Origin of the sequence: Streptomyces sp. NPDC049915 (genome assembly GCF_040656475.1) — a bacterium.
In the GTDB taxonomy this organism is placed as follows: domain Bacteria; phylum Actinomycetota; class Actinomycetes; order Streptomycetales; family Streptomycetaceae; genus Streptomyces.
The window spans coordinates 1-23,654 of sequence record NZ_JBFAMH010000031.1; the positions used below are offsets into that span (position 1 = coordinate 1).

The following is a 23,654-nucleotide window of genomic DNA, read 5'->3' on the forward strand; positions in this document are numbered from 1 at the left end:
TGGTGCGTGCAGCTGCAAGGCGGAGGAGGGCGCCAACGCGGTGGGGGTCCCCCCTGCTCGAAGAGCTCGGGGGAGTTGGCAACCGACGACAACGCCGCAGATGTGCGTACCAGACCCCGCGACACCGGGATGATCCAAACGACAGGGCCTAGCCGACGCGCGGGGGCGGAAGCAATCGCGGCCCGTTCGCCCCACGTCACCGTGCGGGCGGGCGGGCCGCGTCGTTTCCGGTCGCGTCAGCTCACGCGCAGCAGTCCGTCTCCAGGCCCGTCGGCAGCAGTTCCCCACCGAACACCGCGCACGTCGCCTCATGTCCCCCGAGCGCCGCGACGGCGAGGAGCAGCGACCCGGCCGTCCATGTGGTCAGCTCTCGCGGCCAGATCGCCTGGTCCTCGAAGACGTAGCCCGTCCAGTACAACCCGGTGGCGGGGTCGCGCAGATGCTGGATGGACTGGAGGATCTCCAGGGCCCGGTCGGACTCGCCCGTCGCCCACAGCGCCAGGGCGAGTTCTGCGGACTCACCGCCGGTCACCCACGGGTTGGGGATCACACAGCGCACGCCGAGGCCGGGCACCACGAAGTCGTCCCAGCGTTCCTCGATACGGGACTTGGCCTCCGCGCCGGTCAGCGCACCGCCCAGCACCGGGTAGTACCAGTCCATGGAGTAGCGGCCCTTGTCGAGGAACCGCTCCGGGTGCCGGCGTATCGCGTGCCGCAGCGTGCCCGCCGCCAACTCCCAGTCCGGCTGTGGCTCTTCGCGCTGTTCGGCGATCGCGAGCGCGCAGCGCAGCGCGTGGTGGATGGAGCAGGACCCGGTGAGCAGGGCGTCCGCCGTGGCCGTGCCGTCGTCCTCGCGCCGCCAGCCGATCTGCCCGCCGCTCTGCTGCAGGCGCAGCACGAACTCGACGGCCGCGTACACGGTCGGCCACATGCGGTCCAGGAACGTGTCGTCGCCCGTGGACAGATAGTGGTGCCACACCCCGACGGCCGCATAGGCGACGAAGTTGGTCTCGCGGCCGGTGTCGGTGACGTCGTCGTGGGCGCCGTCGGCGTAGGCGGCGTACCAGGAGCCGTCGTCGTTCTGGTGGCGGGCGAGCCAGTCGTAGGCCCGTTCCGCGGCGGCGTGCTCACCGGCGGCGTCGAGCGCCATGGCGGCCTCGGTGTGGTCCCACGGGTCGAGGTGGTGACCCCGGAACCACGGGATCGCCCCGTCCTCACGCTGCACGGCGAGGATGCCGCGCACGGTGGCGGCGGCCTGCTCGGCGGTGAGGACCCCGGGCAGGACGAGGTGTTCCGTCCGGGGAGTGGTCACGTGGCGTCCGCCTCGGCGGACACGGCCGGCAGGTGCGGCTTGGTCGCGTAGACCACGAAGCTCTTGCCGATCAGCGGGTTCAGCGCCTGCTCGGCGACCCGCGTGGCCAGCGGCTTCTTCATGATGTCCCAGACCAGCAGCTTGTGGTAGGCGCGCACCGGCAGCGCCTTGTCGTTGTCCACGCCGAAGGCGCACTTGAGCCACCAGTACGGCGAGTGCAGCGCGTGCGCGTGGTGGGTGCCGTAGGGCTTGAGGCCGGCCTCGCGGACCTTGCCGAGCAGTTCGTCGGCCTTGTAGATGCGGATGTGGCCGCCCTCGACCTCGTGGTAGGCGTCGGACAGCGTCCAGCAGACCTTCTCGGGGCCGTAGCGCGGCACCGTGATGGCGATGCGCCCGCCGGGCCTGAGCACCCGGACCATCTCCGCCAGTACGCCCTTGTCGTCGGGGATGTGCTCCATCACCTCGGAGATGATGACGACGTCGAAGGAGTCGTCCGGGAACGGCAGGGCGAGGGCGTCGCCCTCCATGGCGGTGGCGGTCGCGCCCTCGGGTGCCTCGCCGGCCTCCTTCATCGCCGCGAACCACTTGGCGACCTCGCGGATCTCCTCGCCGTTCTGGTCGAGGGCCACGACCTGGGCGCCGCGCCGGTAGCACTCGAAGGCGTGCCGGCCGGCTCCGCAGCCGAGGTCCAGGACACGGTCGCCCGGGGCGAGCGGGAACCGGGAGAAGTCGACGGTCAGCACGTGGCCCTGCTTTCGGAGTGGCTTTCGGAGTAGACAGTTGCGGTCGCGGTACGGCCCGGCCGGTGGCCCGGGGAGGCGTCGATCGCCTCGCGGTAGCGGGCCACGGTCCCCTCGGCGGCCCGCGCCCAGGTGAAGTGGCGCAGCACGCGCTCACGGCCGGCCTGCCCCAGGCGGGTCCGCAGCTCCGGGTCGCCCAGCAGCCGGCCCAGTGCGGCGGCCAGCGCGCCCGCGTCGCCGGGCGGCACCGCGAGGCAGGTCTCGCCGTCCCGGCCGGCGACCTCGGGGATCGCGCCGCCGGTCGTGGCGACCAGCGGGGTGCCGGTGGCCATGGCCTCGGCGGCCGGCAGCGAGAAGCCCTCGTACAGCGACGGCACGCACGCGACCTCGGCCGAGCGGACCAGGTCGACGAGTTCGGCGTCGGAGATGCCCTTGACGAAGTCGACGGCGCCCTCGAGGCCGTAGCGCTCGATGGCCTGCGCGACCGGGCCCTCGGTGGGCCGCTTGCCGACGACGACGAGGTGGGCGTCGCTGTGCTCGGTGCGGACCTTGGCCAGCGCCTCGACGAGGAAGACCAGGCCCTTGAGCGGGACGTCCGCGCTGGAGGTGGTGACGATCCGGCCGGGCACCTTGCGCACGGACGCGTCGGGCGAGAACAGGTCGGTGTCGGCGCCGATGTGGACGACGTGGATACGGCCGGGGCGTACGCCGAGGTGGTCGACGATCTCCTGGCGGGAGGTGCCGGAGACGGTGAGCACGGACGGCAGGCGGCGGGCGACGCGCTTCTGCATGCGCGTGAAGGCGTACCAGCGGCGCACCGAGAGCCGACGCTGCCAGGTCTCGGCGGCGTCCAGCTCCAACTGCCGGTCGACGGTGATGGGGTGGTGGATGGTCGTCACCAGCGGTGCGCCGACTTCACCCAACAGGCCATAGCCGAGAGTCTGGTTGTCGTGGACGACGTCGAACTCGCCGCGCCGGGCGCGCAGGTGGCGGCGGGCGCGCAGGGAGAACGTCAGCGGCTCGGGGAAGCCGCCGGTCCACATGGTGCCGACCTCGAGGGCGTCGATCCAGTCCCGGTACTCGTCCCTCTTCGGGGTGCGGAAGGGGTCGGGCTGGCGGTAGAGGTCGAGGCTGGGCAGCTCGGTGAGGCAGAGCCGGCCGGCGTAGTCCTCACCCTCGTCGAGGACGGGGTAGGGCTGGGAGCCGATGACCTCCACGCGGTGGCCGAGGCGGGCCAGCTCGCGGGACAGGTGGCGGACGTAGACGCCCTGGCCGCCGCAGAACGGGTTCCCTTTGTAGGTCAGGAGCGCGATGTCGAGCGGTCGCCCGCCGTCCGCGGCGAGGCCCTCACGGGACCCCGTCCGACTGGCCTCAGCGGTCACTCCGGGCCCCTCTCTGCCTGCTCCGTCCCGCGAGATTACGCCGGGACGCTAATCTAGAACAAGTTTCAGACTTGATCGCTCAGGAGGCTCTGAATCTACCGGCAGGTAGCGACGCTGTGAGCAGTGGATCAGGTGATTCACACCACGGGCGCACGGCTGCCATGCTGACCGAACGCACGCCCTCACCGACTGTCACGGACGGCCCCATGCCCGCGCACGCCAGCACCTCGCGCTCCGACACCTCGCCCCTCACGGAGCGGCAGGAGGAGCGGCGCCGCCGCATCCTGCGCGCGAGCGCGCAGTTGGCGGGCCGGGGCGGCTTCGACGCGGTGCAGATGCGGGAGGTCGCGGAGGCCTCGCAGGTGGCGCTGGGCACGCTGTACCGCTATTTCCCGTCCAAGATCCATCTGCTGGTGGCGACCATGCAGGACCAGTTGGAGCACATGCACGGCACGCTCCGCAGGAAGCCGCCGGCCGGCGAGACGGCGGCGGAGCGGGTGGCGGAGACCCTGATGCGCGCCTTCCGCGGTCTGCAGCGCGAGCCGCATCTGGCGGACGCGATGGTCCGCGCCCTGACCTTCGCCGATCGCAGCGTCTCCCCCGAGGTCGACCAGGTCTCCCGCCAGACGACGGCGATCATCCTGGACGCGATGGGCCGGGACGACCCCACCCCGGCCCAGCTCTCGGCGGTCCGCGTCATCGAACACACCTGGCACGCGGCCCTGATCAGCTGGCTCTCGGGCCGCGCCTCCATCGCCCAGGTCAAGGTCGACATCGAGACGGTGTGCCGGCTGATCGACCTGACGGAGGACGAGGAGGAGCGGTGAGGGGGGCTCCCCCGGCGCCGAGGCGCAACCGCCCCTCCGGCCCTTTCCTACGGCCCGGTAAAGTGGCGGCGTCGTCATCACACCCGTACAGGGGGAAGCCGGTGCACATCCGGCGCTGACCCTTCCCCCAGCTCCCGACTGCGCTCGAGCAGGGGAGACCCCAATCCGTGAGCCGCTTTCAGGGCGGCGAGCCGGATCGCCCGGTACGGACGTGACCGGCTCACGCACCGTCGAGGTCTACGGAGCCGTGCCGCCCGGGGTCCTCCCGTGCTGCCCGGCTCCCGGTACAGGGAGAGGCACCCGCCGATCATGAACATTCGTCGCAGCGCAGCGGTCGTTGCCGCCGTCGCCGTGCTCGGCGGCGCCGCCGCGCCCGCCATGGCCGCGTCGCCCGCCCCGACCCCGTCGCAGGCGCTGCCCTCCGGGCTGTACGGCACCGCCGACCCGACGTACGACGGTGTATGGCGGCAGTCGCTCGCCCTGCTCGCCCAGCACACGGCCGGCGTGAAGCCCGCGGACAAGGCCGTGGACTGGCTGACCGGACAGCAGTGCGCGAGCGGTGCGTTCGCCCCGTTCCGGGCGGAGCCGGCCAAGCCGTGCGACGCGAAGACGATGACCGACACTAACCAGACCGCCGCCGCCGTGCAGGCGCTCACCGCGCTCGGCGGCCACGGCGCCGTCGTCACCAAGGCGGTCACCTGGCTGAAGTCCGTGCAGAACAAGGACGGCGGCTGGGGCTACGTCGCCGGCGGTGCCAGCGACGCCAACTCCACCTCCGTCGTCGTCGGCGCGCTCGCCGCGGCCGGGGAGAAGCCCGCCGCCGTCACCAAGGACGGCAAGTCGCCCGCCGACGCCCTGCTGAAGCTCGCCCTGCCGTGCGCGCAGGGCGGCGCCTTCGCCTTCCAGCCCGACAAGTCCGGCAAGCTCGCCGCCAACGCGGACGCGACCGCGGCCGGTGTCGTCGGGCTGCTGGGCAAGGGTCTGGTGACCGGCGCGGGCGCGCAGGCCGCAGCGGTGTGCAAGGACGCCCGCACCCCGGCGCAGGCCGCCGCCAACGGGGCCGCCTACCTGGCGAAGACGATGGCCAAGGACGGCCACCTGACCTCCGCCATGCCGGGCGCCACCCCCCAGCCCGACTACGGCAACACGGCCGACGCCGTGGTCGCGCTCGCCGCGCAGGGCGGTGCCGCGCAGGCCGCGAAGCCGCTGGCGTGGCTGGAGAAGAACAGCGCGGGCTGGGCCGAGCAGAGCGGCCCCGCCGCCTACGCCCAGCTCATCTTCGCCGCGCACACCGCGGGCGCCGACCCGCGCCACTTCGGCGGCCAGGACCTCGTCGCCGGACTGAACGCGACCGGTCCGGCCCCGCAGGCGGCCGAGACGAAGGACGCCGAGAAGGACGAGAAGAAGGACGACGACTCGCCCTTCGGCGTGTGGTGGTTCGTCGGCGTCTGCCTGGTCGCCGGTATCGGCGCCGGTTTCCTGATCAGCGGCCGCAAGGGCCGCACCAAGTGATCCGCCGCGTCGCCCTGCTGTGCCTGGCCCTGCTGCTGCCGCTGGTGGCGGCGGGCCAGGCGCGCGCCGTCGGCTACCGGTACTGGTCGTTCTGGGAGCGCGACGGCTCGGCATGGACGTATGCCACGCAGGGGCCGTCGACGGCCCGCCCGGGCGACGGTGCCGTGCAGGGCTTCCGGTTCGCGGTGAGCGAGGACTCCGGCGACGCCGCACAGCCGCGCGGCACCGCCGACTTCGCGGCGATCTGCGCGCACACCCCGCGACAGGACGGCACGAAGCGGGTGGCGCTGGTCATCGACTTCGGTACGGCCGCCGACGCCCCCTCCGGCGAGACACCGCCGGCCGCCCGCACGGCCTGCGCCCGCCTCCCGCGGGACGCGACGACGGCCGAGGCGCTGGCCACCGTCGCGAAGCCGCTGCGCTACGACACCAACGCCCTGCTGTGCGCGATCGCCGGGTATCCGCGGCACGGCTGCGGGGAGCAGGTCTCCGGCAAGGCCACGGGCACCCCGCAGGCAGCCCCGAAGACGAAGAACGATGACAGCGGTCCGTCGGTCGGCCTGATCGCGGGCGGCGCGGCCGTCGTCGTCCTGGGTGCCGCGGCGGTGTGGCAGGCGCGGCGGCGGCGTGCGTAGTCACCGTGGCCCCGCCACCGTGCACCCCGGCGCCTGGTGGCTGTGGGCCCTCGGCCTCGGCACCGCCGCCACCCGCACCACCAACCCCCTGCTGCTCGCGCTGCTCGTGGCGGTCTCCGCCTACGTCGTGACGACCTGCCGCCCCGACGCGCCCTGGGCCCGCTCCTACTCCGCGTTCCTGAAGCTGGCCCTGGCCGTGCTGGTCGTCCGCCTCTTCTTCGCGGTCGTCCTCGGCTCCCCGATCCCCGGCACGCATGTCGTCGTCACCCTGCCCGAAGTGCCGCTGCCCCACTGGGCGCAGGGCATCCGGCTCGGTGGCCGGGTCACCGCCGAGGGCCTGCTGTTCGCGCTGTACGACGGGCTGCGGCTGGCCGCGCTGCTGATCTGCGTCGGCGCCGCGAACGCGCTCGCCAATCCGCACCGGCTGCTGAAGTCCCTGCCGGGCGCGCTGTACGAGACGGGTGTCGCCGTCGTCGTCGCGCTGACCTTCGCCCCGCATCTGATCGCCGACGCGCAGCGGCTGCGGGCCGCCCGCCGGCTGCGGGGCCGCCCGGACCGCGGACTGCGGGGACTGCTCCAGGTGGCCCTGCCGGTGCTGGAGGGCGCGCTGGAGCGGTCCGTGGCGCTGGCCGCCGCGATGGACGCCCGCGGTTACGGCCGCGGCGCCGACGTGCCCGCGCCGGTGCGGCGTACGACGGCCGCGCTCACGCTCGGCGGGCTGCTCGGCGTGTGCGCCGGCACGTACGGGCTGTTCACCGCCGACGGCGGCCGCTACGGCCTGCCGGTGCTGCTGGGCGGGGTCGCCGCCGCGCTGGCCGGCCTGTGGCTCGGCGGACGCCGCACGCCGCGCACCCGTTACCGCCCCGACCCCTGGGATGCCCGCGCCTTGTCGGTCGCCGCGAGCGGCATCGCCGTGGCCTCGATGCTGGTCCTCGCCGGCTCCCCCGCCCTGAACCCCGGCGTGGTCCCGCTCACCGCGCCCGAGTTGCCGCTGTGGCCGGCGGCGGCCGTGCTGCTCGGCCTGCTGCCGGCGTTCGTGGCGCCCTCGCCGAAGGAACCGTCCCCCGAGGTGCCGTCGCCCGCGGTGCCGACCCGCGAGGAGCCCTCCCCCGACAAGCAGCCCGAGGAGTCGTCGTGATCCGCTTCGAGAACGTCTCCGTGACCTACGACGGTGCGAGCGAACCCACCGTCCGGGGCGTCGACTTCGAGGTGCCCGAAGGGGAACTCGTGCTGCTCGTCGGCCCCTCCGGCGTCGGCAAGTCGACGATCCTGGGCGCGGTGAGCGGGCTCGTCCCGCACTTCACGGGCGGCACCCTGCGCGGCCGCGTCACGGTCGCCGGCCGTGACACCCGCACCCACAAACCGCGCGAACTCGCCGACGTCGTCGGCACGGTGGGCCAGGACCCGCTCGCCCACTTCGTCACCGACACCGTCGAGGACGAACTCGCCTACGGCATGGAGTCCCTGGGGCTGTCCCCGCAGGTCATGCGGCGCCGCGTGGAGGAGACGCTGGACCTGCTCGGCCTCGCCGATCTGCGCGACCGGCCGATCGCCACGCTCTCCGGCGGCCAGCAGCAGCGGGTAGCGATCGGCTCGGTGCTCACCCCGCACCCGCGGGTCCTCGTCCTCGACGAGCCGACCTCCGCGCTGGACCCGGCCGCCGCCGAAGAGGTCCTCGCCGTCGTCCAGCGCCTGGTCCACGACCTCGGTACGACGGTGCTCATGGCGGAACACCGGCTGGAACGCGTCGTCCAGTACGCCGACCGCGTCGCCCTGCTGCCCGGCCCCGGCGAGGTACCCGTGGTCGGCGCCCCGGCCGACGTCATGGCCGTGTCGCCGGTGTACCCGCCGGTCGTCGACCTGGGCCGGCTCGCGGGCTGGTACCCGCTGCCGCTGACGGTCCGCGACGCCCGACGCCGGGCGGACGACCTGCGCGAACGGCTGGCGCGACGGGACACCGCCCCGAAGGCTCCGGCCGCCACGCTCCCGGCGACTTCGGCCTCCGCTCTTCCGGCCCCGCGGCCGGCCCCCTCCCGCCTGGCCCGGCTGCTGGGCCGGCGCCCCGCCGACGGCCGGGCGCCGGAGGCGTACGCCGCCGAGCTGCGGGCGCTCGCCGTGCGGCGGGGCCGGGTGCAGGCGCTGCGCCGTGTCGACCTGACCGTCTCCCCCGGTGAGACCGTCGCGCTGATGGGACGCAACGGCGCCGGGAAGTCGACGCTGCTCAACACCCTCGTCGGGCTGGTCCGGCCGACGTCGGGCACCGTGCTGACCGGCGGCACCGCCCCCTACGGTGCGCCGCCGCGCGAGCTGGTGCGCCGGGTCGGCCTGGTCCCGCAGGAGGCGCGCGACCTGCTGTACGCCGACACGGTCGCCGCCGAGTGCGCGGCCGCCGACGAGGACGCGGGCGCCGAGCCCGGGGCCTGCCGTGCCCTGGTCCGCGAGCTGCTGCCCGGCGTGACGGACGGCACCCACCCCCGGGACCTGTCCGAGGGCCAGCGTCTCGCGCTGGCGTTGGCCGTCGTGCTCACCGCCCGGCCGCCCCTGGTCCTGCTGGACGAGCCGACCCGCGGCCTGGACTACGCGGCGAAGTCCCGCCTGGTCACCGTCCTGCGCGAGCTGACGGCCGCCGGGCACGCGGTGGTACTGGCCACGCACGACGTGGAGCTGGCCGCCGAGCTGGCCCACCGGGTGGTCCTGCTCGCCGAGGGCGAGGTGATCGCCGACGGTCCCACGGCGGACGTCGTGGTGTCCTCCCCGTCCTTCGCCCCGCAGGTGACGAAGATCCTCGCGCCGCAGCAGTGGCTGACGGTCGCGCAGGTGCGAAAGGCCCTCGCATGAGCCGCTCCCCCGGCGCCGCCCGCCCCGCGCGGATACGCGCCGTCCGCCTCGGCCCCCGCTCGGTCGCCGCGCTCGTGCTGGTCGGCGCGGTCGGGGTGGCCGCGCTGCTGTGGCCGTTCCTCGCCCCGCCCGGCTCCCAGGTGCTCGCGCACGCCGAGGACGCCCCGTGGCTGTTCGCGGGTCTGCTCGTGCTGCTGGTGGCGGTGGCCGCGGCGACGATCGCCGAGTCCGGGCTCGGCCCGAAGGCGGTCGCGATGCTGGGGGTGCTCGCGGCGACCGGCGCCGCGCTGCGGCCCGTCGGCGCGGGCACGGCCGGTATCGAGCCGATGTTCTTCCTGATGGTGCTCAGCGGCCGGGTCCTCGGTCCCGGTTTCGGGTTCGTGCTGGGCGCGGTGACGATGTTCGCCTCCGCGCTGCTGACGGGCGGGGTCGGCCCGTGGCTGCCGTTCCAGATGCTGTCGATGGGCTGGTTCACGATGGGCGCGGGCCTGCTGCCCGGCCCCGGCCGGCTGCGCGGCCGCGCCGAACTCGTCCTGCTCGCCGGGTACGGCTTCCTGGCGGCCTTCGCCTACGGCACGGTCATGAACCTCGCGGGCTGGCCCTTCATGGGCGGCAATGCCTCGGACATCGCCTTCGACCCGGACGCCGATCCCGGCGCCAACCTGGCCCGCTTCGTCGCGTACTGCCTCGCCACCTCGCTCGGCTGGGACCTGGGCCGGGCGCTCGTCACGGTCGCCCTCACCCTGACCCTCGGCCCGGCGATCCTCAGGGCGCTGCGCCGGGCCACGCGGCGGGCGGCGTTCGAGACGCCGGTCACGTTCGATCCGGCCGACGCGTGAGAGGCCGTACGCCGACGGTGAGCGTGCGGGGGTCGCGGCGGTGAAGCACCCCACATGACCCAGGTCACCTACGACGCGGGGCCGTAGATCCATCTACGTGTCATGGACGCGTCGTCATGGGCGCTGACCTGGGCGTTGAGAGCCGGGTCACACACTTGGCCGTTCTTCTCGATGCGACCACAACTAGTAAAAGGGGGCATTGCGGACGCCTGTCGGGCCTGGTTCTCTGGACGACGTCGCACGGCGCCGACGTGCCCACAGGGCCGCGGCGCCTCCGCATGCCACGGCCGCACTCAGGCGGCTCCACGCATCACGTGCTCAACGGTGTGCCGGCGACGCCACTGTCCCCGACGAAAGGCTCCCCGTGTCCGCCGTTTCCCTCTTCCGTCGCGTCTCCGCCCCCAAGAAGGCCCTCGCCGGTGCCGCCGTGGCCGCTGCCGCGTGCGGTTCCCTGCTCGCCGCCGCGCCCGCCCAGGCCGCGACGGCGCAGGCCTCCTCGGCCCAGGCGGTCGCGAAGAAGATGATCGGCAGCTCGGAGCAGTACCAGTGCTTCTCGAAGATCGTCGAGCGCGAGAGCGGCTGGAACCCGAACGCCACCAACTCCTCCAGCGGCGCCTACGGCCTGGTCCAGGCCCTGCCGGGCTCCAAGATGGCCTCGGCCGGCTCCGACTGGAAGACCAACCCCGCGACCCAGATCAAGTGGGGCATGAACTACATGAACGAGCGCTACGGCAGCCCGTGCGGTGCCTGGAACTTCTGGCAGGCCCACAACTGGTACTGATGGCGCCGGTACGGACACACCTCCGTACCCCGGCAGACGCGAAGGCGGCGGCCCCCGATCCCCTGGGCCGCCGCCTTCGCCATACCCGGGCCGGTTCCGGATCAGCTCGGAGCCCGGTCCCTCTCCGCCTCCTTCGGCAGGTTGCCGACCCGCACGGCCGGGGCCCTGACCACCGTGGTGCGGGGGCCCTGAAGCAGGTACGTCAGCCCGAAGCCGGCGCCGACCACGGCCGCGCCGCCGACCGCGTCCAGCACCCAGTGGTTGCCGGTCGCGACGATCGCGCAGACGGTGAGCAGCGGATGCAGCAGGCCGAGCGCCTTCATCCACCCCCGTGGCGCCAGCATCACGATCACCAGGCCGCACCACAGGGCCCAGCCGAAGTGCAGCGAGGGCATCGCCGCGTACTGGTTGGTCAGCTCGGTGAGCGTGCCGTAGTCCGGCTTGGCGAAGTCCTGCGGGCCGTTGACGGTGTCGACGATGCCGAGGCCGGGCATCAGGCGCGGCGGCGCGAGCGGGTAGAGCCAGAAGCCGGCGAGCGCGAGCACGGTGGCGGAGCCGAGCGCGGAGCGGGCCCAGCGGTAGTCGAGCGGGCGGCGCCAGTACAGCACGCCGAGGATCGCCAGCGGGATGCCGAAGTGGAACGACTCGTAGTAGAAGCTGAGGAACCTCTCCAGCCGGCCGGCCGAGACGACGGTGTGGTTGACCCAGTGCTCGATGTCGAGGCGCAGGAACGCCTCGAGGTGGTGGATCTGGTGGCCGTGCCGCTCGGCCAGGACCCGGCCGCCGCTGTTGGTGCCGCCGGTCGCGGCGAGCCTGATCTGCGCGTACGCCCAGTAGGTGAGGCGGATCAGCAGCAGCTCGAACAGCAGGTTCGGGCGGCTGAGGACGCGGCGCAGGGCGGGCAGCCGCGGGAGGTGCCGGAAGCGGGGGGCGGGGGCGGCGTACCGGGTGGGCAGGGGGCTGTCGAAGGACGCCGAGGAGCGGACCAGGAAGGGCACGGCGGCGGCCGCGGCGAGGGCGGCGAGCAGGACGAGGTTCGCCAGCAGCGGCTGGAACAGCAGCTTGTCCGGCAGCAGCATCCGGGCCGGCAGGCTCATCACCAGCACGACCGCGACCGGCCACACATATCGGTCGGCGGCCCGCCTGCCGACCCGTCCGACGACGGTGAACAGCACCCACAGCAGCTGGTGCTGCCAGGCGGTGGGCGATACGGCGAGGGCGGCGCAGCCGGTCACGGCGACCGCGAGGAGGAGCTGCCCGTCGCGGGCGTAGCGCACGGCGCGGCGTACGCCGAGGACGGCGACGACCGCGCCCAGGGCGAGGAACAGGGCGATCTCCAGCGGGCCGGTGAGGCCGAAGCGGAGCAGGGTGCCGTGCAGGGACTGGTTGCCGAGGGCGTCGGCACGCCCGCCGAGGCCCGCGCCGGCCATGTGGTGCACCCAGTAGGTGGCGGAGTCGTGCGCCATCACCGCCCAGGCCAGCGCGGTGCAGGCGGCGAAGGTGACACCGGCGGACAGGGCGGCCCGGCGGCGGCCGGTGCACCACAGCAGCGGAGCGAACAGCAGCAGCGTGGGCTGCAGGGCGGCGGCCACGCCGATCAGTACGCCGCTCACCCGCTGCCCGCGCACGACGAAGCAGCCGAGCACGACCAGCAGCACCGGCAGGATGCTGGCCTGGCCCCGCCACAGGGCGGTGCGCACCGGCAGCGACAGCATGAGCAGGCCGATCGCGACGGGCGCGGCCGGCAGGGAGGTACGTCTGCCGGCGGGCTGGGGCAGGGCGCGCGCGGCGACGACGCCGAGGGCTGCGACCAGCAGCAGGGTGGAGAGGGTCCACCCCCAGCCGAGGGCCTGCTCGGCCGCCCGGGTCAGCGGCTTGAGGACGAGCCCCCCGAAAGGGGTACCGGTGAAGCGCGCGGAGTCGTACAGGGAGCCGTTGACGTGCAGCACGCCGTGCGGGCCGACCCAGGTCTCCAGGTCGGTCAGCCGCTCCCCGCGCGGGCTGGACAGCACCGCGGCGGCCTCGCGAGCGGCGAGGGCGGCCACGATCAGCCACAGCCCCAGCGTGAGGGCGCACAGGCGCGCCTGTGCCGCGCGTGCGGCCGTCGCTGCGACGGCTGCCGCCGGTTGCCCGCTGTGCTCAGCATTCGCCACGCCTGGTCGGTCCTCCCGCCCTGACGCCCACTGTCCTGTTGGTGATGGAAGTGATAGACCGCCCGACTTTGTCCCGAAGACGATAGACCGTCCGGCTTGTGAACGCCTGCGCGCGGCGCGAGAAGGGTCACACCAGGACGGCGGGTGCTCGCGGCCGGAACGGGCAGATGCCCCTGGACAACCGACGTTTAGCTGCATCATGCAACGAGGTGCGTACGCCCCGTAACGGGACCAACGGCGCCTATGGTCGGTTTTCGGTCCGCCGTCAGCGCCGTCGCGTGGGCCCTGTCCTTGTCCCCGTCGAAAGGCAGGCGAGCGAAGTTTTGTCGGCAACGACCGCAGCCGCTCATCCCGTCAGGCCCATCACCCTCAAGAAGACCCCGGACGTCACCGTCACCGACCCGGCGCTCGTCAAGCGCGCGGTCAAGGCGGCGGCGCTGGGCAACGCCATGGAGTGGTTCGACTTCGGTGTCTACAGCTACATCGCAGTCACCCTCGGCAAGGTCTTCTTCCCCTCGGGCAACCCGACCGCCCAGCTGCTGTCCACCTTCGGCGCCTTCGCCGCGGCCTTCCTGGTCCGGCCGCTCGGCGGCATGGTCTTCGGACCGCTCGGCGACCGCGTCGGCCGCCAGAAGGTACTCGCGGTGACCATGATCATGATGGCGGCGGGCACGTTCGCGATCGGACTGATCCCGTCGTACGCCTCGATCGGCGTCGGCGCGCCGCTGCTGCTGCTCGCCGCGCGGCTGGTGCAGGGCTTCTCCACCGGCGGCGAGTACGCCGGTGCGTCCACGTTCATCGCCGAGTACGCCCCCGACAAGCGGCGCGGTTTTCTGGGGAGCTGGCTGGAGTTCGGCACGCTGGCCGGCTACATCGGCGGTGCGGGGCTGGTCACGCTGATGACGGCGCTGCTGTCCACGGACGAGCTGACCTCGTGGGGCTGGCGCATCCCGTTCCTGATCGCGGGCCCGATGGGAATCATCGGCCTGTATCTGCGGATGAAGCTGGAGGAGACCCCGGCGTTCGCGGCGGAGATGGAGAAGGCGGAGTCGGCGCGCCCGAAGGTGCCGCTGCGGGAGATGATCACCGGGCAGTGGAAGGCGCTGCTGCTGTGCATGGGCCTGGTGCTCGTCTTCAACGTCACCGACTACATGCTGCTGTCGTACATGCCGAGCTATCTGACGAGTGAGCTGAAGTACGACGAGACGCACGGGCTGCTCGTGGTGCTCGGTGTGATGGCCCTGATGATGATCGTCCAGCCGTTCGCGGGTGCGCTGACCGACCGGGTCGGCCGTCGTCCGGTGATCGCGGCGGGGTGCGTGGGCTTCCTGCTGCTGTCCGTCCCGGCGCTGCTGCTGATCCGGCAGGGCAGCCTGGTCGCTGTCGCGCTGGGCATGGGGGCGCTGGGGCTGCTGCTGGTGTGCTTCACCGCCGCGATGCCCTCCGCGCTGCCGGCGCTGTTCCCGACGCGGGTGCGGTACGGGTCGCTGTCCGTGGGCTTCAACGTCTCCGTGTCGCTGTTCGGGGGGACTACGCCGCTGGTGGTCACGGCGCTGATCGGGGCGACCGGGAACATGATGATGCCCGCGTATTACATGATGGCGGCGGCGGTCGTGGGTGGCGTGGCCGTCTGGTACATGGCGGAGTCGGCGGGGCGTCCGCTGCCGGGGTCTGCGCCGGCGGTGTCGCGGGCGGCGTGACGCCGTCCGGCGGTCTGGGGGCGGGGTCGTCGTTTGTCTGCGGGTGCGTTGTGGCTGGTCGCGCAGTTCCCCGCGCCCCTTATATGCCTGCGGCGGCCCGTTGCGGTGCGTGGGTGGCTGGTGTCGCGCGCTGTGCCGGTGGGTGAGTCGGGGCCGGGGCGGGGGGTGTCCGTCCTCGGTCCGGCCACCCGTCCCCGACGAGCGCACCCTTGCCCGGTGCCGGCCGCTGCGGGCGGACACCCCCCGCCCCGTCCCCTCCCCGCCGTACGCGGGCGCACCAACGCCGTGGCGCGCGCCTCGACCCGCTCAGCTGCGGGCACTGCCTCCCACGGCGGTCACCGTGGCGCCGGGCGATCGCCCTGCCGACACAGCTGCGGGCAGTCGTGCCGCTGGGGCGGCACGGGTGGGCTGGGGGCCCCCTGCTCGAAGAGCTTGGGGGAGGCACCCCGTCGCGCCGGGCTGCGCACCCCACCCCCGGCCAGCCGCAGCACCGGGTGCGAAGCCAACGCCGGGCCACTCACCCCAACTCCGGCCGGTCACAGCACTCCCGCTGGCGGAACCGTTGGCTCCGGGGGGTCGTCCTTACGTGGCGTGCGCACAACACCTCGTATCCTCACCCTCGTTCTCGCGCTGCTCGGCATCCAGCTCGCCTGGCTCGCCGCGCCGGCGTATGCCTGTGGCTGTGGGGCGATGATCCCCAGCGGGCAGCAGCAGGTCAGAGTGGACCGCGAGGTGTCCGTCGTGCGGTGGGACGGCCGCCAGGAGCAGATCGTGATGAGCCTGACCGTCGCCGGCACCGCCGACCGCGCCGCCTGGATCATGCCCGTCCCGCACCGCGCCACCGTCCGCCTCGGCGACCCCCGTCTTTTCGAGCAGCTGCGGGAGCAGACCGCCCCGGAGCACCGCACGCGGTACTACTTCTGGCCCCGCTCCGGCGACTGGCCGTTCGCCTCGGGGGACGACGGCGCCTCCGCGGCGGCCCCGCCGTCGGCCGGCGCCGGTGTCGGCGTCGTCAGCCGCCAGCGGCTCGGCCCGTTCGACGTGGCCCGCCTCACCGCCGACGACCCGGCCGCGCTGAGCGACTGGCTGCACCGCAACGGCTTCGCCCTGCCCGCCCGCCTCCCGCAGGCACTCCAGCCGTACGTCGACCGCCACTGGGAGTACGTGGCGATCCGCCTCGCCCCGCAGAGCGGCCACACCCCCCTGTACGGCGCCCTCGACCCACTGCACCTCACCTTCGCCGCCGACGCACCGGTCTACCCGATGCGGCTGTCCCGCCTGGCCGCCAACCCGCAGTCGCTCGGCCTGTACCTGCTCGCCGCCCACCGCATGGAGCCGCGCACGTCCATCGGCGGCGACCGGCCGAAGGTCACCTTCGCCGGGCGCGTCAGGGACCCCTGGGGCCCGCTGGCCGAGATCAGCCACGGCACCGAGTACCTGACGGCCCTCGACCAGGAGTTTCCGGTGCCGTCCCGCATCGACGGCGACCATGAGCTGCGGCGCGCCGCGACCGACCGTACGTACCGCGAGGTCGTCTACAGCTACCGGCTGCGCGAGATCGCCGGGCTGCCGGCGTGGCTGGTGGCCACCGGCGGCGGCCTGGTGGCGCTGGCGGCCGTGATCGCCGTGTGGACCGTACGCGCCACACGCCGCACCTCCCGGGCACCCGTGCCCAACCTCTGAAATGCTGTGCCGTGGGACGCGGGATTCGCATGGAAGGTGCAGACGCATGAGCGGGTCGCAGCTCTGGGACGACGTCGACGACTACTTCTCCACCCACCTCGCGCTGGACGACGAGGCGCTGCTGGCCGCGCTGCGCGACAGCGAGGCCGCGCAGCTGCCGCGGATCAACGTCACCCCGACCCAGGGCAAGTTCCTCCAGCTCCTCGCCCAGATCCAGGGCGCCCGCAACGTCCTGGAGATCGGCACCCTGGCCGGCTACAGCACGATCTGGCTGGCCCGGGCGCTGCCCGCCGACGGCCGGCTGATCTCGCTGGAGTACAGCCCGAAGCACGCCGAGATCGCCACCCGCAACATCGCCCGGGCGGGCCTGGACAAACTCGTCGAGGTGCGCGTCGGCCCGGCCCTGGAGTCGCTGCCGCAGCTCGCCGACGAGAACCCGCCGCCCTTCGACCTGGTCTTCATCGACGCCGACAAGGCCAGCAACGCCCACTACGTGGAGTGGGCGCTGCGGCTCACCAGCGCAGGCAGCCTGATCGTCGTCGACAACGTGGTCCGTGGCGGCCGCGTCGCCGACGCCGGCAGCGAGGACCCCGACGTCCGCGGCACCCGCACAGCCATCGAACTGATCGGCTCCCACCCCCGGCTCAGCGGCACCGCGATCCAGACGGTCGGCAGCAAGGGCTACGACGGCTTCGCGCTCGCCCGGGTCCTGTGAGACCCGCGGGCGCTGTGCCGGCCCCCGGCGGAGCTCAGAGTTCGTGGTAGAAGCCGACGTTCACGCTGCGCGGGCCCGTGCGGTCCTGGATGACGATCTCGCCGGAGCCGCCCCGGGGCAGCGCGACCGTGCCGCCGTAGACCAGGGGCTGGGCGTACTCGCCGACGATCATCCGCACCTCGGAGGACGGGTCCGGCTGCGAGCCGCGCAGCCAGGTCAGCTGCCAGCCGCCGTCCGGACCGCAGAGGAACTCCAGGTGGACGCGGGAGACGAACAGCCAGTCCTCGGGCGTGACGAGCCGGCAGGTTGCGGCGTCGCGCCCGACCCTCAGCACGGCGCCCGGGTCACTGGGGGCGTCGGCCATGGTCATCCCGGCCGTGGCACCCTCGTCTGCCCCGGAGACGGAGGCCATGGTGAGTTCGAGCACGTGCGCTCCCTGTGCGACGTCGTGGTGCGGCGGCCCGGTTGGTCCACCGCCGCCGCATGATAGATCGGCCGGCGGGGCCCCGTCCGGCACAATGGGTACATGACCGAGCGAAAGCCACCCGGGGTGCCGTTCGAGTCCTGGGTCGACAAGCAGATCCGCGATGCGCAGGCCCGCGGTGACTTCGACCGCCTGACCGGCGCGGGCGAGCCCCTGCCGCCCGAGATCGAGTCGACGTACGACGAACTGTGGTGGGTCAAGCGCAAGTTGCACCGCGAGGGTCTGTCCGTCCTGCCGCCCGCGCTGGCGCTGCGCAAGGAGGCCGACGACGCGCTCGCGGCGGCGTACGCGGCGCCGTCGGAGCAGCTGGTGCGGCGGATCATCACCGAGATCAACGTCAAGGTCCGCGACATGATGTTCAAACCGCCGCCCGGCCCGCCGCTGGGCCGCAAGCCGTACGACGTCGAGGAGGTCGTACGGCAGTGGCGTGAGCGGCGGACGGCCGCGGGCGGCGGTCCGGTGAACCGGCCGGCCCCCTGAGGGGGCCGGTGGACTGCGTCAGAGGTGCAGCAGGCGGCGGGACAGCTCGCGGTAGTCGCGCAGGGCCAGCCGCAGCTGCTCGGTGTCCGTGCTGGTGGCGGGCTTGTCCTCGCCGGCCTCGCCGCCCTGCCAGGACATCCGCAGGGTACGGCGGCGCCGGGAGACGGCGTCGGTGACGTGCGCGGCGATCTCCTGCAGCAGGTGGTCGGCCTCCTCCACCGCGTCACGCGGTGCGTCGACGAAGCCGGCCAGCGCGTGCGAGAGCCTCTGATGGAACGCGTCCACCTCGTCGTGCGGCATGAGGGGGCCGCCACTGGAGCTGTCGGCCGCGGTCGCCGCAGTGCCGCTCGGCGTGGTGCCGGTCGGTGTGGTGCCGGCCGTCGCCGTGCCGCCCGTGGCGGTCGTGCCGGTGCCGCGTGTCGTGCCGGTGGCGCTTTCGCCGCGCGCGTCCGGGTCGCCGGGCAGGGGCGACCGATCGGGGCCCGGGCCGGTCACGGACCTGTCGCCCAGGCCGGGCACGGTGTGTCCCTGCCCCGGGGGCGCCACGGTGTGGCCTTCGGCGCGCCCGGCGGGTGCCACGGGCGCGCGTTCCTCCGTCACCGGGGCGTGGCGCATGCCTTGACGGCTGTCATCGGTCATGGCGGTCAACTCCCCTTGGCGTGGCCGCGGGTCAGCCCCCACGGCTGATGGGTGCGATGGGTGGACCGGGGCGCGGCGACCTGTTCGCGCCCGTCCTTCTCGGCGCGGTCCGCGCGGTGCCGCCCGCTGTCCTGGGGCGCCGGGGCGATGAGTTCCGTGAACAGCTCGCGCGCCTCGACGAGTGCCTCGCGCAGCTCCTCCGTGCCGGGCCCCTCGCCGTCCGCGGCCAGCGGCGCGCGGGCGGCGCGGTGCATGTGCCGGTAGCCCTCCACACGGCCGGCGTGGTGCACGGAGAGCGCTTCGAGCTGCTCCTCGTACTGCCCGCCGTCGGGGTAACCGCGGGCGCCGGCCACCTCGGCCAGCAGCCGGTCCGCCTCGGCGACCGCCTCGCGCGGCGCGTCGACGAAGTGTTCCTGCAGCGCCGTCCAGCGAGCCTCGTACTCCTCGCGCCGGGCCGGCTCCAACGGCTGCTCGCGCAGCCCTCCATGCTTCTCGACGCGCCGGGCGAGGTCCCGCTCGGCGGCCTTGACGTCTCCGTCGTGCCGGGCGACGGCACGGTCGTACTCGGGTCCGAAGCGCCGCTTCAGACTCCGGCCGCCGCCCGCACCGCGGGCGCGCAGGGTCAGGGCCGCCGCGACAAGGACGACGGCCGCCACGATGACGATCACAGCGATGAGCACGCCTGTGGACATGAATGCCTTCCGGGTGCATTCCGATTCTGACCGGCCCGTCCGACCGGTTTCCCTCATCGGGTTGCCCGCGCCCGGCCCGGCAAACGGCCCGTGCACCGGGTGCGCCGACCGGTGCGCCGATCGGTTCGCTTGTCGGTTCGCTTGTCGGTTCGCTTGTCGGTTCGCTTATTGGGTTGCGGCGGACCCGGGTCGCCTTCCCACAATGACGGCCATGACCTGGACCGTCGCCCCCGAGCCGTACGACTCCCCGGACGCCCGCGCCCTGTGGCGGGCGTACTACACGGAGGTCAGCGACCGCTGGTACCTGCTGCACGAGGGGCGCCGCACCGACCCGGACGAGCTGGAACGGGAGATCGCCGCGGCCGACGGCTCCGACCTCGCGCCGCCGCGCGGGCAGTTGCTGATCGCGCGGTACGGCGGTGAGCCGGCCGGCAGCGCGGGCGTACGGCTGCTGGACGCGGCGACGGCCGAACTGAAGCGGGTGTTCCTGCTGCCCGGGATGCGCGGCCGGGGCGGAGCGGGCCGGCTGGTGGCCGCCGCCGAGGACGCCGCGCGGGCCCTGGGCGCCGCCGAGCTGATCCTGGACACCCGCAGCGACCTGGTGGAGGCCCGCACCCTGTACGCCCGCCTCGGCTACACGGAAACCGACCGCCACAACGACGACCCGTACGCCGAACACTGGTTCCGCAAGAAGCTCGGCTGAGCGCATGCGGGTCCCGTCCGGGGGCGGGGTCGCCACCGGGCGGCGCGGGGTCCCCGCCCCGGGGCCGGGTCGCCACCGGGCGGCGCGGGGTCCCGCCCCGAGGCCGGGTCGCCACCGGGCGGCGCAGGGTCCCGCCCCGAGGCCGGGTCGCCACCGGGCGGCGCAGGGTCCCGTCCGGGGGCTGGCAGATCTGCCGACCCGTGCGAGACGCCCGGGCCGGGTACCGGCCCTGGGCCGGTGGGGTCAGCCGGGGGTTGCGGCTCGGCCCGTGGTGCGCGGCTGTTCGCGGGTGGAGCCGCAGAGTTCCTCGTTGAGGAGTTTGACCAGGTGGGTCAGGTCGGTGGGGCGGTCCGGGCCCCACCAGTCGCCGAGCAGCTGCGCCAACGACTCCTCACGCGCCTGCGCGAGCCGTGCGGCGACCTCGCCGCCGGCCTCGGTCAGCACCAGGTCGATGCCCTCCCGGCGGGCCAGCTGCCGCCCCTCGATCTGCCGGGCGGCCTCGATGATCACCTGCAGCGGCACAGGGCTGCGCTCGGCCAGCACGGCCGGCTCCACCCGCCCGTACCGCTTGGTCCGCAGCAGCAGCCAGCTCGCGGCCGGCAGCAGGTCGTAGCCGGCCCGTTCGGTGATCTTCCGGTAGACCTCGCGCCGCCCCTCCCGGGTGCCCAGCGCGGACAGCGCCCGGCACACCTCGTCGTACGAGGAACGCTCGACGGGGTTGCTGGCGAGGGTCTCGGTGACGTCCGGCGCCGTGACGGAGGCGCGCAGCCGGTCCTCCTTCAGCAGCCACGCCAGCAGGAAGCCCAGGAGGGCGACCGGCGCGGCGTACAGGAAGACGTCCGTGATGGCGGAGGCGTACGCGTGCAGCGCCGCCGGCCGCAGCGCGGGCGGCAGGGCGCCGATGCCGCGCGGGTCGGCCTTCAGCGCGTCCGCGGAGGCCCCGCCCGGCAGCCGTACGCCCCGGAAGGCGTCGGCGAGTTTGTCGCTGAGGCGGCTGGCGAAGACCGTGCCGAAGATGGCGACACCGAAGGAGGCCCCGATGGAGCGGAAGAAGGTGGCGCCGGAGGTGGCGACGCCCAGGTCCTCGTAGGAGACGGCGTTCTGCACGATGAGGACGAGGACCTGCATGACCAGGCCGAGTCCGAGGCCGAACACGAAGAAGTACCCGCTCATCTCGGCCGTCGAGCTGTGCTCGTCGAGCCGGTGGAGCAGCAGCAGCCCGAGCGTGGTGACGCCGGTGCCGGCGATCGGGAACACCTTCCAGCGGCCGGTACGGCTGACGATCTGCCCGGAGACGGTCGACGACAGCAGCATGCCGAACACCATCGGCAGCATGTGCACCCCGGACAGGGTCGGGGTCACACCCTGCACGACCTGCAGGAACGTCGGCAGATAGGTCATCGCCCCGAACATCGCGAAGCCGACGATGAAGCTGATCACCGCGGAGAGGGTGAAGGTGCGGATGCGGAACAGCTTCAGCGGCAGGACGGGTTCGGCGGCCCGGTGTTCGACCGCGACGAACACACCGGCCAGTACGACGCCGAGCACCACGAGGCCGATGATCTGCGGCGAGCCCCAGTCCCACGTCGTACCGCCGAGGGAGGCGACCAGGATCAGGCAGGTGGCGACGGACGCGATGAGGACGGTGCCGAGGTAGTCGATGACGTGCCGGGTCGAGCGGCGCGGGATGTGCAGCGCGGTCGCGATCACGGCGAGGGCGACGGCGCCGACGGGGAGGTTGATGTAGAACACCCAGCGCCAGCTGAGGTGTTCGGTGAACAGCCCGCCCAGCAGCGGCCCGAGCACGCTCGTCGCGCCGAACACGGCTCCGAACAGCCCCTGGTAGCGGCCGCGTTCACGGGGCGAGACGACGTCTCCGACGATCGCCATCGACAGCACGATCAGGCCGCCGCCGCCGAGTCCCTGCACGGCGCGGTAGGCGATCAGCTGCGGCATGTTCTGCGCCATTCCGCACAGCGCGGAGCCGACGAGGAAGATGACGATCGCGGCCTGGAAGAGCTTCTTGCGTCCGTACTGGTCACCGAGCTTGCCCCACAGCGGGGTCGCGGCGGTGGAGGCCAGCAGGTACGCCGTGACCACCCACGACAGGTGCTCCAGGCCGCCGAGGTCGCTGACGATGGTGGGCAGCGCGGTCGACACGATGGTCTGGTCGAGGGCCGCGAGCAGCATGCCGAGCAGCAGAGCGCCGATGGAGACGAGAACGTTGCCGGACACGTGCTCCTGCTGCGCACTTCCCGTCCTGGCCTGCGCGTCGACGGTCATGGAGACCTCCCCGGGTTTCGTGACACATTCATCGTGTTCGGTGTGACCGGTTATGGCCTGTTGAGTCCTGTTGGAGCCCACTATTCCGGGGCGAGCCGCCTTCGCTCGTGTGGAGGAACCGCATAATCTCTGGAGTTCCTATGGGGAAGGGCGAACACGTGGACGAACACGGGGGTGGGGCGGAAGCGCATGCGCGGGCGCATCCGTGTCCGGAGTGCGGGGCGCCTCGGGCGGCCGACAACACTCCTTCGTGCGGTTGCACCCGGCGGGCTTCGGACGCCCTGCGGGCCACGCGCAGCGCCGCGGCGGCCGCGGCGGAGGACTTCGATCCGCTGCGGATCAGGCCGTATGTGGAGCTGGAGGGGGCGGCGGCGCAGGGCGCGGGGGCAGACGGGGTCGCTGCGGCTGAGGAGACCATGCCGTTGGAGGTGGCTGCTGCGGAAGACGCCGCGGTCCCGGTCTCCACTGTTCTGCCCACGCCTCTCGCGCCGTCGGACATGGCGCCCAGCGTGACGGATCTGCGGCTGTTCGAGGCGGCGGAGCCGGGGCACGTCGGTGACGACGACTCCCGTCGGGGTGGGCGCCGGGCCGCGGTACCGCGCCGGCGCCGGCGTACCGCCGTACTGCTGGCCGCGGGCGGAGCCGTCGTGGGGGTGGTGGCGGTGGCCGGGCTGGCCAGTGGACTGCTGTCGTACGACACGCCGTCCCGGGAGGGGGCCGCACCGGAGGGCGTCCGTGCGGCGGTGCCGGACACGGTCACGACGACGGCCGAGCGGTCGGCCTCTCCTACGCCGTCGCCCTCCGCGCCGGTGTCCTCGCCTGCTCCCGGCCCGACCCGTACGAGCGCGAGTCCGTCTCCTACGCCGTCCGCGTCCGCGTCGGCCTCGGCGTCGGCGTCCACGGCCGCCAGGCCGAGCCCGACGCCTACGCCGGTGTCCACTCCTACGGCGACGATCTCCTCCGGCAGCTCCTCGTTCGCCCCGGGCGACGGCGAACAGGTCCTGCGGCGCGGTGACCGGGGGCCGCAGGTCACGGAGCTCCAGCTGCGCCTTCGCCAGCTGCACCTGTACACCGGCGACGCCAACGGCAACTTCAACGCCCAGGTCGAGGACGCGTTGCGCAACTACCAGTGGGCGAGAGGCGTCACGGACGACGGGCTGGGGGTGTACGGGGCGCGGACGCGGGCGATGCTGGAGTCGGAGACGGAGACTCCGTGAGGCGCGGGTGCCTGCGGCGGCCTGTGCGGGTTTCGTTGT

21 protein-coding genes are annotated in these 23,654 nt (G+C 73.5%); 13 read left to right on the forward strand and 8 right to left on the reverse strand.

Going from position 1 to position 23,654, the window contains the following annotated elements:
• Window positions 1-241: 241 nt before the first annotated feature.
• Genes AB0J12_RS33940 through AB0J12_RS33950 form a run of 3 tightly spaced genes read right to left on the reverse strand, consistent with a single transcriptional unit; the run spans window position 242 to window position 3,434 of the window.
• Entirely contained in the window at window positions 242-1,312 is a 1,071-nt protein-coding gene (locus AB0J12_RS33940; protein WP_363268482.1) for a prenyltransferase/squalene oxidase repeat-containing protein, read from the reverse strand.
• Window positions 1,309-2,055 carry a class I SAM-dependent methyltransferase gene (locus AB0J12_RS33945; RefSeq protein WP_363268483.1) on the reverse strand — a complete coding sequence of 249 codons (747 nt, stop codon included), beginning with the start codon at window positions 2,053-2,055 and terminating at the stop codon, window positions 1,309-1,311. The genes AB0J12_RS33940 and AB0J12_RS33945 overlap by 4 nt, the downstream gene beginning before the upstream one ends.
• A complete protein-coding gene (locus AB0J12_RS33950; RefSeq protein WP_363268484.1) occupies window positions 2,049-3,434 on the reverse strand; it encodes a glycosyltransferase family 4 protein in 1,386 nt (461 codons plus the stop codon). The genes AB0J12_RS33945 and AB0J12_RS33950 overlap by 7 nt, the downstream gene beginning before the upstream one ends.
• 206 nt (window positions 3,435-3,640) lie before the next feature.
• Here AB0J12_RS33950 and AB0J12_RS33955 point away from each other — a divergent pair, with 206 nt between their 5' ends.
• From AB0J12_RS33955 to AB0J12_RS33985, 7 genes are all read left to right on the forward strand, one after another.
• On the forward strand, window positions 3,641-4,261 hold the full coding sequence (locus AB0J12_RS33955; RefSeq protein WP_363268485.1) for a TetR family transcriptional regulator: 621 nt from the start codon (window positions 3,641-3,643) through the stop codon (window positions 4,259-4,261).
• A 309-nt stretch (window positions 4,262-4,570) separates the two neighbouring features.
• Entirely contained in the window at window positions 4,571-5,773 is a 1,203-nt protein-coding gene (locus tag AB0J12_RS33960; protein WP_363268487.1) for a prenyltransferase/squalene oxidase repeat-containing protein, read from the forward strand.
• Window positions 5,770-6,408, forward strand: coding sequence for an SCO2322 family protein (locus AB0J12_RS33965; RefSeq protein WP_363268488.1), 639 nt, complete (start codon window positions 5,770-5,772; stop codon window positions 6,406-6,408). The genes AB0J12_RS33960 and AB0J12_RS33965 overlap by 4 nt, the downstream gene beginning before the upstream one ends.
• Window positions 6,401-7,546 carry an energy-coupling factor transporter transmembrane component T gene (locus AB0J12_RS33970; protein ID WP_363268489.1) on the forward strand — a complete coding sequence of 382 codons (1,146 nt, stop codon included), beginning with the start codon at window positions 6,401-6,403 and terminating at the stop codon, window positions 7,544-7,546. Before AB0J12_RS33965 ends, AB0J12_RS33970 begins: the two co-directional genes overlap by 8 nt.
• Window positions 7,543-9,246: an ATP-binding cassette domain-containing protein gene (locus AB0J12_RS33975; RefSeq protein ID WP_363268490.1), complete on the forward strand. Its 1,704-nt coding sequence runs from the start codon at window positions 7,543-7,545 to the stop codon at window positions 9,244-9,246. The genes AB0J12_RS33970 and AB0J12_RS33975 overlap by 4 nt, the downstream gene beginning before the upstream one ends.
• Entirely contained in the window at window positions 9,243-10,085 is an 843-nt protein-coding gene (locus AB0J12_RS33980) for an ECF transporter S component (RefSeq protein ID WP_363268491.1), read from the forward strand. Before AB0J12_RS33975 ends, AB0J12_RS33980 begins: the two co-directional genes overlap by 4 nt.
• A gap of 364 nt (window positions 10,086-10,449) precedes the next feature.
• Window positions 10,450-10,866, forward strand: coding sequence for a lytic transglycosylase domain-containing protein (locus AB0J12_RS33985; protein WP_363268492.1), 417 nt, complete (start codon window positions 10,450-10,452; stop codon window positions 10,864-10,866).
• 101 nt (window positions 10,867-10,967) lie between these two features.
• Here the strand turns inward: AB0J12_RS33985 and AB0J12_RS33990 are convergent, their stop codons facing one another.
• Window positions 10,968-13,019, reverse strand: coding sequence for a bifunctional glycosyltransferase 87/phosphatase PAP2 family protein (locus AB0J12_RS33990; protein ID WP_363268493.1), 2,052 nt, complete (start codon window positions 13,017-13,019; stop codon window positions 10,968-10,970).
• Between the two features lie 323 nt (window positions 13,020-13,342).
• On the opposite strand from AB0J12_RS33990, the gene proP reads away from it, so the two are divergent.
• The 3 genes from proP to AB0J12_RS34005 all read left to right on the forward strand — a co-directional run bounded on the left by proP (window position 13,343) and on the right by AB0J12_RS34005 (window position 17,117).
• Window positions 13,343-14,719, forward strand: a complete 1,377-nt coding sequence (proP, locus tag AB0J12_RS33995; protein WP_363268494.1) for a glycine betaine/L-proline transporter ProP — start codon at window positions 13,343-13,345, stop codon at window positions 14,717-14,719.
• Window positions 14,720-15,310: 591 nt separating this feature from the next.
• A complete protein-coding gene (locus tag AB0J12_RS34000) occupies window positions 15,311-16,402 on the forward strand; it encodes a DUF2330 domain-containing protein (protein WP_363268496.1) in 1,092 nt (363 codons plus the stop codon).
• A gap of 46 nt (window positions 16,403-16,448) precedes the next feature.
• Window positions 16,449-17,117 carry an O-methyltransferase gene (locus AB0J12_RS34005; protein WP_363268497.1) on the forward strand — a complete coding sequence of 223 codons (669 nt, stop codon included), beginning with the start codon at window positions 16,449-16,451 and terminating at the stop codon, window positions 17,115-17,117.
• 34 nt (window positions 17,118-17,151) lie between these two features.
• On the opposite strand, the gene AB0J12_RS34010 is transcribed toward AB0J12_RS34005, so the two are convergent.
• A complete protein-coding gene (locus AB0J12_RS34010; RefSeq protein WP_363268498.1) occupies window positions 17,152-17,544 on the reverse strand; it encodes a hypothetical protein in 393 nt (130 codons plus the stop codon).
• Between the two features lie 99 nt (window positions 17,545-17,643).
• On the opposite strand from AB0J12_RS34010, the gene AB0J12_RS34015 reads away from it, so the two are divergent.
• Window positions 17,644-18,081, forward strand: coding sequence for a DUF1992 domain-containing protein (locus tag AB0J12_RS34015; protein WP_363268499.1), 438 nt, complete (start codon window positions 17,644-17,646; stop codon window positions 18,079-18,081).
• 18 nt (window positions 18,082-18,099) lie between these two features.
• Here the strand turns inward: AB0J12_RS34015 and AB0J12_RS34020 are convergent, their stop codons facing one another.
• Together AB0J12_RS34020 and AB0J12_RS34025 are read right to left on the reverse strand one after the other, a co-directional pair.
• A complete protein-coding gene (locus AB0J12_RS34020) occupies window positions 18,100-18,720 on the reverse strand; it encodes a hypothetical protein (protein ID WP_363268500.1) in 621 nt (206 codons plus the stop codon).
• 5 nt (window positions 18,721-18,725) lie between these two features.
• Window positions 18,726-19,412 (reverse strand): hypothetical protein, encoded by a 687-nt coding sequence (locus AB0J12_RS34025; RefSeq protein ID WP_363268501.1) that lies wholly within the window; start codon window positions 19,410-19,412, stop codon window positions 18,726-18,728.
• A gap of 211 nt (window positions 19,413-19,623) precedes the next feature.
• On the opposite strand from AB0J12_RS34025, the gene AB0J12_RS34030 reads away from it, so the two are divergent.
• The gene (locus tag AB0J12_RS34030) at window positions 19,624-20,115 is read left to right on the forward strand and encodes a GNAT family N-acetyltransferase (RefSeq protein ID WP_363268502.1); all 492 of its coding nucleotides are present in this window, start codon (window positions 19,624-19,626) and stop codon (window positions 20,113-20,115) included.
• A 243-nt stretch (window positions 20,116-20,358) separates the two neighbouring features.
• On the opposite strand, the gene AB0J12_RS34035 is transcribed toward AB0J12_RS34030, so the two are convergent.
• Entirely contained in the window at window positions 20,359-22,398 is a 2,040-nt protein-coding gene (locus tag AB0J12_RS34035; RefSeq protein WP_363268504.1) for an MDR family MFS transporter, read from the reverse strand.
• Window positions 22,399-22,826: 428 nt separating this feature from the next.
• On the opposite strand from AB0J12_RS34035, the gene AB0J12_RS34040 reads away from it, so the two are divergent.
• Window positions 22,827-23,615 carry a peptidoglycan-binding protein gene (locus AB0J12_RS34040; protein WP_363268505.1) on the forward strand — a complete coding sequence of 263 codons (789 nt, stop codon included), beginning with the start codon at window positions 22,827-22,829 and terminating at the stop codon, window positions 23,613-23,615.
• The last annotated feature ends 39 nt before the right edge of the window (window positions 23,616-23,654 follow it).